The organism is Bacteroides sp. CAG:189 (genome assembly GCF_000432295.1).
Lineage (GTDB): Bacteria > Bacteroidota > Bacteroidia > Bacteroidales > Bacteroidaceae > Bacteroides > Bacteroides salyersiae.
In genome coordinates, this window is the sequence record NZ_HF991126.1 from 72,968 (window position 1) to 83,763 (window position 10,796).

The 10,796-nt window shown below is 42.2% G+C and carries 9 protein-coding genes and 1 pseudogene (1 of these 10 cut by a window edge); 1 reads left to right on the forward strand and 9 read right to left on the reverse strand.

What is annotated here, in order from left to right:
- Nucleotides 1-1,453: tetratricopeptide repeat-containing sensor histidine kinase (locus tag QVP90_RS19455; protein ID WP_288204936.1), on the forward strand; the 1,453-nt coding region annotated here is incomplete at its 5' end.
- Between the two features lie 24 nt (nucleotides 1,454-1,477).
- Here the strand turns inward: QVP90_RS19455 and miaA are convergent.
- The 9 genes and pseudogenes from miaA to QVP90_RS19500 form a co-directional block, all read right to left on the reverse strand.
- Nucleotides 1,478-2,386, reverse strand: coding sequence for a tRNA (adenosine(37)-N6)-dimethylallyltransferase MiaA (gene miaA / locus QVP90_RS19460; RefSeq protein WP_007478593.1), 909 nt, complete (start codon nucleotides 2,384-2,386; stop codon nucleotides 1,478-1,480).
- A 228-nt stretch (nucleotides 2,387-2,614) separates the two neighbouring features.
- Nucleotides 2,615-3,175, reverse strand: coding sequence for an IS1096 element passenger TnpR family protein (locus tag QVP90_RS19465; RefSeq protein ID WP_005925353.1), 561 nt, complete (start codon nucleotides 3,173-3,175; stop codon nucleotides 2,615-2,617).
- A gap of 53 nt (nucleotides 3,176-3,228) precedes the next feature.
- On the reverse strand, nucleotides 3,229-3,996 hold the full coding sequence (gene lpxA / locus QVP90_RS19470; RefSeq protein WP_005925350.1) for an acyl-ACP--UDP-N-acetylglucosamine O-acyltransferase: 768 nt from the start codon (nucleotides 3,994-3,996) through the stop codon (nucleotides 3,229-3,231).
- 3 nt (nucleotides 3,997-3,999) lie between these two features.
- The gene (locus tag QVP90_RS19475) at nucleotides 4,000-5,385 is read right to left on the reverse strand and encodes a bifunctional UDP-3-O-[3-hydroxymyristoyl] N-acetylglucosamine deacetylase/3-hydroxyacyl-ACP dehydratase (RefSeq protein ID WP_005925347.1); all 1,386 of its coding nucleotides are present in this window, start codon (nucleotides 5,383-5,385) and stop codon (nucleotides 4,000-4,002) included.
- Nucleotides 5,386-5,388: 3 nt separating this feature from the next.
- Entirely contained in the window at nucleotides 5,389-6,432 is a 1,044-nt protein-coding gene (gene lpxD, locus QVP90_RS19480; protein WP_007478592.1) for a UDP-3-O-(3-hydroxymyristoyl)glucosamine N-acyltransferase, read from the reverse strand.
- A 134-nt stretch (nucleotides 6,433-6,566) separates the two neighbouring features.
- The gene (locus tag QVP90_RS19485) at nucleotides 6,567-7,802 is read right to left on the reverse strand and encodes an HD domain-containing protein (protein ID WP_005925341.1); all 1,236 of its coding nucleotides are present in this window, start codon (nucleotides 7,800-7,802) and stop codon (nucleotides 6,567-6,569) included.
- Nucleotides 7,803-7,830: 28 nt separating this feature from the next.
- Nucleotides 7,831-8,661 (reverse strand): orotidine-5'-phosphate decarboxylase, encoded by an 831-nt coding sequence (pyrF, locus tag QVP90_RS19490; protein ID WP_021937364.1) that lies wholly within the window; start codon nucleotides 8,659-8,661, stop codon nucleotides 7,831-7,833.
- Between the two features lie 100 nt (nucleotides 8,662-8,761).
- On the reverse strand, nucleotides 8,762-9,874 hold the full coding sequence (prfA, locus tag QVP90_RS19495) for a peptide chain release factor 1 (RefSeq protein ID WP_005925335.1): 1,113 nt from the start codon (nucleotides 9,872-9,874) through the stop codon (nucleotides 8,762-8,764).
- Between the two features lie 192 nt (nucleotides 9,875-10,066).
- Nucleotides 10,067-10,796 (reverse strand): annotated as a pseudogene (locus QVP90_RS19500) (AIR synthase-related protein) (it continues 466 nt past the right edge of the window).

Consider the following 10,796-nt stretch of genomic DNA (forward strand, 5'->3'; position numbering starts at 1 on the left):
GGTTCAGCAGATTTTGAAATTATCCGTGCAGGCTCAATATTATTATGTACATTATGCGAATACGAAAGATGTTGCTTACCTCGATTCGGCTGCCATGTACAATAATTTAGCGTTTGATGTATACAATACGACGGATAATCCATATGATGTAGGTCATCAGATATCGGATAATTATCTTAGTCAGGCACTCATTTATTGCTTTCAGGGAAAGATTCAGGAAGCGAGAAACTGCTTTGAGACAGGGCGGAAATTGATGAATCCGAAACAGTTCGATTCGGATGCGCGTATCTTATATATTTCGGGAATGATCTCTTATTATTTAGGAGATTATTCACAGGCAGAAAACAGTCTTCGGACTGCGTTGGAACAACTGGAATCGTTAAGTGAAGAAAAACAGATAAATTATGATGAATCCATTGTTTCCAGCTATTTGATACTTGCCAAAGTATATGAGGAACAGAAACTTTATGATAAAGCGTTGGAAGCCGAACGCCAATCCATGCTGTTTTCCAGACGGCTGTATGAACAAAATACGCGAAGAGAGATAAACACACTTCGCGTGAAGTACAATCTGGATCAGGCCGAACGTAACGTAAAGCAGCTTACCGTACTTAGTGAACAGCGTGCACGTATCAACCAACTTGTGATAGGGATGATGGTACTGGCATTGGTTGTTATTTTCCTGTTAGCCGTTCGTTACCGTTCGCGTCAGAGGTTGAATGCTCATCTGTTACAGATTGCCGATTTGAAACAACAGGAGGCTGATCTGACTATAGAACTTCAGAAAGCCAAATTGGAAGAAAAAGAAAATGAATTTCAAGTTATGGTGAACGAGGCGCGGCAACGTAGGGTGCAGTCTTATCTGGAAGGATTGGAGGTAGAACGTAATCGTCTTGCCCGTGAACTCCATGATAATGTATCGAATGAATTGGTGGCTATCCGTATGGAGATAGAGGGAGGTAAAAGTACGCCTCAAGAAATAATGAATACTCTTAAAACATTGCATACGGAAGTACGGGCTATTTCGCATGATCTGATGCCGCCTGTGTTTAAGTATGCCACCCTACCGGAAATATTGGAGGATTATGTATCGCAACGCGATAAACCGGGCAAGACAGAAATCACATTATCAATTCAACCGGAAGAAGGATGGGAAAACATACCGCAAAATACAGGATTGGAGATTTATCGCATCATACAGGAGGTCACCGGAAATGCGTTGAAACATGCGGAAGCCAGCCGGATAGACATAAGCTTATTATGGAATGAGAACAGAATAGAGATTATGGTTGCTGATAACGGGAAAGGTTTTGATAAAGAACGCAAAGGCACAGGTATTGGTATGAATATCATTAGAGAGCGAGTCCGCAATCTGAAAGGACAATTAAGAATAGATACTGCTCCGGGAAAAGGTACAAAAATACAGGTGGAACTTTCTACCGGTGATTTGTGACTTGATCGGTGAGTTGTCGTTTCTTTAATGATATCCCATATTTTGTAGTACTTGCATGATCTCTTTTTCCTGATCAGGGTGAAACCACTGTATCTCTTCGTCCCGTTTGAACCAGGTCATCTGTTTACGCGAATAGATACGTGAGTTCTGTTTTATCTTCTCAATGGCAAAAGGGAGTTCCCAAGTTCCGTCCAGATAATTGAAGATTTCTTTGTAGCCTACTGTATTGAGTGAGTTAAGCGGGCGATAGGGATATACATTCCGGACCTCCTCAAGCAACCCTTCTTCCATCATTACATCTACCCGGTGGTTGATGCGATTGTAAAGTTCGGCCCGGTCACGTGTCAATCCTATTTTTATAATGCGGAAAGGGCGTTCTTTTCTTTTTTGTGTCCGGAAAGAAGTATAGGTTTTCCCTGTCATATAACAAATTTCGAGGGCATGGATGACTCGTTTGGGATTCTTTAAATCGACAATTTTGTAATATTCCGGATCGAGCAGTTTCAGTTCGGAGCAGAGATTCTCAAGTCCCTCCGCTTCATATCTTTGCAGCATCATCTCCCGTGTCTCTGTATCTACGGTAGGAATATCGTCAATACCTTTGCATATGGCATCCACATACATCATCGACCCTCCTGTGAGAATGACTACTTCATGTTCTTGAAATAGTCTTTCGAGGATGGTCATTGCTTCCTCCTCATAACGCGCAGCACTATAATAATCAGTGAGTTTTAGTGTACCTACCAAATAATGAGGTACCCGTTTCAATTGTTCCGGGGTAGGGGCGGCAGTACCTATTTTAAGGTCTGCATAGATCTGTCTGGAATCGGCAGAAACAATGCTTGTATGAAAATGTTCCGCTAACCGGAGGCTTAGCTCTGTCTTTCCAACTCCGGTAGGGCCAATAAGGACGATAAGGATAGGAGAGGGCATAAAAGGATTTACGATTAGATAATTTACAATTAGACGATTGAAGAACCTTGCTTTATTGATGTCTCCGTAAGGGGAGGTGATGGATGATTACAAGATTGGGGAGAGAAAACCCCATTAGGGTTTGGGCATATAATTCGGTTTACGATTAGAGGATTGGCCACTTGGAAGAGTAGTACTTCCAATCGTAAATAGTAAATCGTCTAATCGTAAATCCGATATTATTGGGGCTTATAATTTCTCTTCTTCAAAGGATCCTGCATCAGGTGTACCGCCACCTATATCAAAACCTTCGGCATCAAAGTCCTCAAGGTCGAAATCCTGGTCTCCGTAGAAATTTTCATCCAAATCCAATGAACCACTGGCAGCAGCCATTTCTTCAAAATCCATGGTCTGTTTGGGGGCATCTCCGGTTTTCTTTGTGCATTTAGAGCCTTTCATCTCTTTTCCTGTGATGATTTCAGACAGTTCTATGAAGAAACAACGTTCTGTCATGTAATCGAATACATAGAGCAGTTTCTGCTTTTCATCCTCAATCAGTTCGCTGAGGGTCGTATCTTTCATTACCCAACTGTCTATTTCCGGACTATTATCCATCTCTTCCAATGTAATCTCTTTCTCCTTTTCCCAGTCGTCGTCACAAAGGAAAAATGAGGTCATCTGATCGTTGGTATACCCTGTCGATTTCAATATCGCTTCATGGAAGTCATAAAAAGTGGCTTCCGGATCAATTTGTATTTCTCTGACGAAATTATCCACCTCATCAGATATGATGGTAAATCTGTATATCATAATGATAATGTTTTAAATTTTCAATATATATAATATGCCAATAGACAGATTTGTTATTTAATAATTCCTCGCTCCGAGTTGCGTATAAAACTGATAATATATTCTATTTCCGGGCTCGTCTCTACCTCTGCTTCCACTTTTGTAAGGGCATCGGAAATATTTAATCCGCTTTGGTAGATAATGCGGTAAGCATTATGAATGTTTTCAATTACCTCATTGGAGAATCCACGGCGACGGAGACCGATGATGTTGATACCACTGTAAGTAATGGGTTCGCGTCCGGCAATAATATAAGGGGGAATGTCTTTACTAAAACGTGATCCGCCTTGAATCATAACATATCCGCCTACGTGGCAAAATTGGTGCATTAATACGGCGCCACTGATGATGGCATTATCGTCGATGATAATTTCTCCCGCCATTTTAGTAGAGTTTCCGATAATACAGCCGTTGCCAATGATAGCGTCGTGGGCTACATGCACTCCTTCCATCAGAAGATTATTATTGCCAACGATGGTTTTTCCTTTGGCTGCCGTACCACGGTTGATGGTTACATTCTCGCGAATGAGGTTATTGTCTCCGATTTCGGCAGTACTTTCTTCTCCACGAAATTTGAGATCTTGTGGAATAGCACCGATAACGGCACCCGGGAAAATAGTATTTCCGTTACCGATACGCGAACCGTATAAAATATTGGCATTGGGCATAATTTTGTTATTATCGCCGATCACCACATTTTTATCGATGTAAACGAAAGGACCGATCTCTACGTTTTCCCCGATTTTTGCTTCAGGGTGAATATACGCTAAGGGACTTATCATAATTTATTTGTTTTTTACTATTTGAGCCATAAATTCCGCTTCACATACTACCTTTTCACCTACGAAAGCGTAACCTTTCATAGTGGATATGCCTCGCCGAATAGGAGCTAACAGTTCTACCCGAAAGATAAGGGTATCTCCCGGTACTACTTTTTGGCGGAATTTCACACCGTCTATTTTCATGAAATAAGTAGAATAGCGGTTAGGTTCGTCTACTGAATTGAGCACGAGCAATCCTCCGATCTGTGCCATTGCTTCTATCTGAAGTACACCGGGCATTACCGGTTCCTCGGGGAAGTGACCTTGGAAGAAGGGTTCATTGGAAGTGACATTCTTGATTCCTACAATATAGTTGGCACCAATTTCAATCACTTTATCTACCAACTGGAATGGATACCGGTGAGGAAGCAGTTCGCGGATGCGGTTTACATCCATGATAGGCGCTTCATTGCAGTTGTATATGGGAGCCTGTATTTCGTGCAAACGGATTTCTTTGCGCATCTGACGGGCAAACTTGTTGTTGATCGTATGTCCCGGACGAGTTGCAATGATGCGGCCTTTGATGGGTTTGCCGATAAGGGCAAGGTCACCGATGACATCGAGTAATTTGTGACGGGCGCATTCATTAGGCCATACCAATGGTTTGTGATTAATATACCCCAATTGGTTGGCATCCATGTGGGGAACTCCCATGACATCTGCCAACTGATCGTAACTCTCTTGAGACATTTTGCGTTCATAGATAACGATGGCATTGTCTAAGTCACCTCCTTTGATCAGTCCGGCTGATAGTAACGGTTCAATTTCACGGACAAATACGAATGTACGGCTGGCAGCTACTTCCTCTTTAAAATTATTCATATCTTCCAGTGTTGCGAACTGGTTAGGGATGATAGTAGAATCGTAGGATACCAATACGTTCAGACTGAAATTTTCGTCCGGCAATACAATGATAGACGAACCAGTCTCCTCGTCGCGGAATTCGATTTTTGATTTGATTATATAAAAGTCCTTGACAGCATTTTGCTCTTCTATGCCGACCTTTTCTATCTCTTGTACGTAATATTGTGCACTACCGTCCAGAATAGGAAACTCCGGACCGTTTACTTGAATAAGACAATTATCTATGCCTAAGGCATAAAGAGCTGCCATTCCATGTTCAACGGTGCTTACTTTTACTCCATTTTTGGCTAACACAGTACCACGTGTCGTCTCTGTCACGTTGTCTGCCACAGCATCGATGACCGGATGTCCTTCCACATCGATACGCTGAATTTTATATCCGTGGTTTTCGGGCGCAGGGTTAAACGTTACTGTCAGATCAAGACCAGTGTGAAGACCTTTTCCTCTCAGTGAAAAGCTATCCTTCAGAGTTTTTTGTTTCAGCATTGGTTACTTATTTATTAGTTGTTGTTTTAATTCTTCAAGTTCTTTGCGTAGATTACGCAGTTCTTGTTGTAGTTCAGGTAAGTTTTTATGTACGACGGCTGCTTTGAAATACTGCTTCGGTTCCATCGGAGGAGTACCAATTAACTGGCTTTCGGATTTAATACTGCCCGGTACACCGGATTGTGCTCCGAGATTCACTTTATCACCGATTTTGATATGGCCGGCGATACCTACTTGCCCACCGAACATACACCATTCTCCTATTTTAGTAGAACCGGCAATTCCTACCTGGGCTGCCATGACCGTATGTGAACCTATTTCATCATTGTGTGCTACTTGAACAAGATTATCCAGCTTAACACCACTGTGAACGATTGTAGCTCCCATCGTTGCACGGTCAACACAAGTGTTGGCACCAATGTCTACTCTGTCTTCAAGGATAACGATGCCGATTTGGGGAATCTTTTCGTAACCTTGCGGAGTCGGTGCGAAGCCAAAACCGTCTGCTCCGATTACTGCACCTGAATGTAAGACACATTCATTACCTATATGACAGTCGTGGTAGATGGTTACGTTAGAATAAAGAAGGCAGTTACTGCCGATCTTCACATTATCTCCTACATAAGTGTGCGGATAGACGAGGGTATTATCTCCGATAACGGTGTTTTCTCCGATGTAGGCAAAAGCACCGACGTATACATTTTCACCGATATGTGCAGTGGGAGAGACGAATGCCAATGAGTCGATACCTTGTTTTTTAGGTTTACTCATTTCGTAGAGATTCATTAATTTGGCGAGGCTTTCATAGGCATTGTCTACCTTTATTAAAGTAGCCTTTATTTCATGTTCCGGCTCAAAATCCTTATTTACCAGTATGATACTGGATTGGCTTTCATATATATAAGGTGTATACTTCGGATTGGAAAGGAATGAAATTGCTCCTGGTATTCCTTCTTCTATTTTAGCGAACGTATGTACAGTTGCGTTTTCATCTCCTATAACTTCTCCTTGGATAAATGCTGCAATTTGCTTAGCCGAAAACTCCATGTTTTTACTCTATTATTATATGATTTTTTTCCGTTTTTTATATGTCCGATAAGGGCGGCTTTTGTATGCGCACCTCTATCAGAGCACAAATAACGGACTTTTTTTTTATATATCCTTACTCTTTAATGAATATTTTATACTTGTATATGCAAACGTTGGTAGCAGATATAGTATTTCTTTACCTTTTTGGAGAGCAACGAGATGTTTAACATATCCGATGCTTCGGCAATATTTTTGATTGTGCCGTCCTTATAGATAATGTCAATACTATCATCTGCCGGTTCGTACATATTCTTTTCGATGCTGGGGGTAGAAACAAAATAGTTCGCTTCGGAAAGTGTGATGCCTAATTGCCGGCTTATTTGCAAAGTTAATTCTTTTTTCCTTTCTTCACTAATGGGTTCGGAAGATATTTCCACTTTAAAGATATTGCGATTGATCATTCCGAGGCTGAGCGTAGAGAGCACTTTGTCCGGATGGGTACTCCATACCTTAAGCGAAGTCCATATATCGTTGTCGTCCAACTGGATGAAATTCTCCAGACATTCGGGATTACTATGAAACTTCTCCGGATCGATATCATTGTACAGGAAGAAATGAAGCGCCGGTGAAGCGAATAGCTCCACTCCTTTACGGGCAAGCTCTTTTGCCCGTAGCAAAGTGCTGATGAGCATCCGCTCATAGGCTACCGATGTTTTGTGCAGATATACTTGCCAATACATCAACCGACGGGCCGTAAGAAAGTTTTCGATAGAATAGATACCTTTGGACTCTACCACTAGGTGATCATCCGCTACATCGAGCATTTTTATGATACGGGCAGATCCGATATTACCTTCTGTGACTCCAGTATAAAAGCTGTCCCGGCGTAAATAGTCGAGACGGTCCATGTCTAACTGTCCACTTACGAGTTGATGAAGGAAGCGTTTGGGATATTCATCCTTGAATATTTGTATCGCAAGGCTGAGTTGTCCGTTCATCTCCTTATTCATACGTTCCATCAGCATAAGGGAAATTTCCTCGTGCGATATGCCTTTTACAATCGTGTCCTCAAGTACATGTGAGAAAGGACCGTGTCCGATATCATGTAACAGGATTGCCGCCTGTACTGCTTCTGCTTCACTGTCGAAAATAAAGTTTCCTTTAGAAGCAAGTTGCATAATGGCTTCGCTCATCAGGTGGAAAGCTCCCAATGAATGTTGAAAACGGGTATGCTGTGCTCCGGGATATACTACCGACGACAATCCTACTTGTTTGATACGGGTTAATCGTTGTAAAAGGGGGTGTCGTACGATGTCATACAACAATCCCTTCGGTATGTTGATGAATCCGAATACCGGATCGTTTATTATCTTTCTTTCGTAAGCCATGTAATTAGTGGTAAGTGATTGGTGATGACTAATCGTTAATCACTTTTTTCAGCTCTTTTGCCATTTGCTCCTGTACTTCTTGTGCGGCTTTTCTGGCTGCTTGTGCAAAGTTTTCGGTTTTGTCTGCATAAATAATTCCACGGGAAGAGTTTACGATTAATCCGCAAGTATCGTTCATACCATATTTGCACACTTCTTCAAGTGAACCGCCTTGCGCACCTACACCGGGTACAAGAAGGAAATGGTTAGGAACAATTTTACGGATATCTTCAAAGGCACGTCCCTGGGTAGCACCTACTACATACATCATTTGTTCATCACCGGCCCATTCTTGTGATTTCCGCAATACTTTTTCGAAAAGACGCTCTCCATTGATATCTTCTGTCAATTGGAAATCGTGTGAACCTTTGTTGCTGGTGAGAGCAAGAAGAATTACCCATTTACCCGCATAGGTCAGAAATGGTGTAACGCTGTCCTCACCCATGTATGGAGCAACGGTAACCGAGTCTATGTTCAGTTCCTCAAAGAAGGTACGGGCATACATTGCAGATGTGTTTCCAATGTCACCGCGCTTTGCATCGGCAATGATAAACTGGTCGGGATAATTTTCTTTGATATACTTCACTGTTTTTTCAAAAGCGATCCAGCCTTTTACACCCATACTTTCGTAGAATGCCAAATTCGGTTTGTAGGCGATACAAAGATCGGCAGTTGCGTCAATAATTGCTTTGTTGAAAGCGAAGATCGGATCGGCTTCATCCAAGAGATGATCCGGTATTTTTTTGATGTCTGTATCAAGCCCAACGCAAAGGAATGATTTTTTGCGTTTGATATTCTCAAATAATTTTTGTTTATTCATCTTTTATATTTACGATTTACAATTTTACGGTTGAAAATTCTCTCTCTTCTTTCCTTCTCCCCTCTCAATTCTCCCTTCTCTCTTTTGAGTTCTCCCTTTTTTATAGTTCGCTCTCTTTGAGGCGTTCCGTATTTTCGGCTACCGTCAACTTGTCTATACATTCTTGGATATCTCCGTCCATGAATGCGGCAAGGTTATAGATTGTGTAATTGATTCGGTGATCGGTAATGCGTCCTTGCGGATAGTTGTAAGTACGGATTTTAGCAGAACGGTCGCCGGTAGAAACCATTGTTTTGCGTTTGGAAGCAATGTCGTCAATGTACTTTTGGTGCTCTTTGTCATAGATAAAGGTACGCAGACGCGCGAGAGCACGTTCTTTGTTTTTCGGTTGGTCACGGGTTTCCGTACATTCGATAAGGATTTCTTCGGAAATACCCGTATTCGGGTTTTTCCAGATGTAGCGTAGGCGAACCCCCGATTCTACTTTATTCACATTCTGACCACCGGCACCACCGGAACGAAACGTATCCCATTTTATTTCTCCCTCATTGATCACAACATCGAACTCTTCCGCTTCGGGAAGTACGGCTACGGAAGCGGCGGAAGTATGCACACGTCCCTGTGTTTCAGTGGCAGGTACACGTTGTACACGATGTACTCCCGATTCATATTTCATTGTTCCATATACGTTATCTCCTGTGATACTACAAATAATTTCTTTGTACCCACCAGCTGCTCCCTCATTTGCACTGGATACTTCCAGTTTCCAGCCTTTAGACTCACAGAACTTAACATACATGCGGAAAAGATCACCGGCGAAGATAGCAGCTTCATCGCCACCCGTACCACCACGTATTTCAAGAATGGCATTTTTGCTGTCTTGTGGATCTGCCGGTACAAGCAAGATTTTTATCTCTTCTTCCAGTTCGGGGAGGCGCTCTTGACTATTGTCCAATTCTTCTTTTGCCATTTCACGCATGTCGGCATCCGATTCGTTGGCAAGTATGTCTTTGGCTTCTTCGATGTTGGCCAATGTTTGTATGTATTCCTTGCGGGCCTTCATCAGGTCGTCAAGTTCTTTATATTCTTTGGTTAGTTTGACGTAACGTTTTTGGTCGGCAATCACTGCCGGGTCGGTAATGAGGGTAGAAACTTCCTCAAAACGAGCCACAAGACCATCTAATTTTTCTAATATATTGTTACTATCTGCCATGAAAATTATTAATTTGATTAAGGACAATGTGCCATAAAATAATGTGCCAATGTGCTAATGTGCCGATATGCCAATTGGCTGCGCTAAAATAATGTGGAATGTGTTAACTGAATAATTTGCTGAATTTTTTAATTCTTTAATTTCTTCATTCTTTCATTCTCTAATTGGCACATTATCCTATTGGCACATTATTTAATATTTAAATTCTCCGAATTCGCTTTTGATAATCAATTCTTTTTGATCGCTTTCTTCAATACGTCCTACAATTTGTGCGGGGATACCGAAAGATTCGCTGATGGCAATCACTTTTTCGGCATGTTCGGGTGAGAGGTATACTTCGAGACGGTGTCCCATATTGAATACCTTATACATTTCCGCCCAGTCTGTGCCGCTCTGTTCCTGGATGGTCTTAAACAACGGAGGAACGGGGAAAAGATTATCTTTCACTACACGTACTTTGTCTACGAAATGCAGCACTTTGGTTTGGGCGCCGCCCGAACAGTGTACCATACCGTGGATCTCGGGACGTAACGCATCCAGCAGTTTCTTTACTACCGGAGCATATGTGCGGGTGGGAGAGAGTACCAGCTTACCCGCATTGATCGGTGAACCTTCTACTTCATCCGTCAATTTTAATCCGCCGGAGTAAACGAGTTCTTCCGGAACGGCTGCATCATAGCTTTCGGGATATTTTTCCGCCAGATATTTGGCAAATACATCATGACGGGCGCTGGTCAGTCCGTTACTTCCCATACCACCGTTGTATTCTTTTTCATACGTGGCTTGTCCGTAAGAAGCAAGACCAACAATCACATCGCCCGGACGGATATTGGCATTGTCGATGACATCTGCACGTTTCATACGGCAGGTCACAGTACTGTCTACAATAATTGTACGTACAAGATCGCCTACATCGGCTGGG

What these genes read in the sequence shown, in the direction of transcription:
- miaA (WP_007478593.1), bottom strand. Translation starts at nt 2,386, where the DNA reads ATGCCCTCTCCTATCCTTATCGTCCTTATTGGCCCTACCGGAGTTGGA.
- QVP90_RS19465 (WP_005925353.1), bottom strand. Translation starts at nt 3,175, where the DNA reads ATGATATACAGATTTACCATCATATCTGATGAGGTGGATAATTTCGTC.
- lpxA (WP_005925350.1), bottom strand. Translation starts at nt 3,996, where the DNA reads ATGATAAGTCCCTTAGCGTATATTCACCCTGAAGCAAAAATCGGGGAA.
- QVP90_RS19475 (WP_005925347.1), bottom strand. Translation starts at nt 5,385, where the DNA reads ATGCTGAAACAAAAAACTCTGAAGGATAGCTTTTCACTGAGAGGAAAA.
- lpxD (WP_007478592.1), bottom strand. Translation starts at nt 6,432, where the DNA reads ATGGAGTTTTCGGCTAAGCAAATTGCAGCATTTATCCAAGGAGAAGTT.
- QVP90_RS19485 (WP_005925341.1), bottom strand. Translation starts at nt 7,802, where the DNA reads ATGGCTTACGAAAGAAAGATAATAAACGATCCGGTATTCGGATTCATC.
- pyrF (WP_021937364.1), bottom strand. Translation starts at nt 8,661, where the DNA reads ATGAATAAACAAAAATTATTTGAGAATATCAAACGCAAAAAATCATTC.
- prfA (WP_005925335.1), bottom strand. Translation starts at nt 9,874, where the DNA reads ATGGCAGATAGTAACAATATATTAGAAAAATTAGATGGTCTTGTGGCT.